Annotated in this window: 1 protein-coding gene; it reads left to right on the top strand. The window is 64.1% G+C overall.

What is annotated here, in order from left to right; translation table 11 throughout:
• A partial coding sequence (locus tag B7449_RS17735; protein ID WP_159108159.1) for a type IV secretory system conjugative DNA transfer family protein occupies positions 1–201 on the top strand: 201 nt, incomplete at its 5' end.
• Positions 202–206 lie beyond the last annotated feature (5 nt).

Raw genomic sequence — 206 nt, 5'->3', positions numbered from 1 at the left:
ACCGGCATGGCCCGCTACCGGGTGCTGCTGAACGCCGGGCGCGTCGAAGAACCACGCGTCGTGTTTGAGCATAAGGACGCCGTGGGAGGAGGAGACACCCTCCACCTCAATGACCGCACGATCCGGATCGCGAGCCAGCCGGGACTTCAGGGCCACGTCCGGCGCGGAAGCGATTACGGTTATCCGGAGCATTGCCGATGAATATC

This window comes from Komagataeibacter intermedius TF2, assembly GCF_000964425.1.
In the GTDB taxonomy this organism is placed as follows: Bacteria; Pseudomonadota; Alphaproteobacteria; order Acetobacterales; family Acetobacteraceae; genus Komagataeibacter; species Komagataeibacter intermedius.
This window is presented reverse-complemented; position numbering and strand designations above follow the sequence as displayed.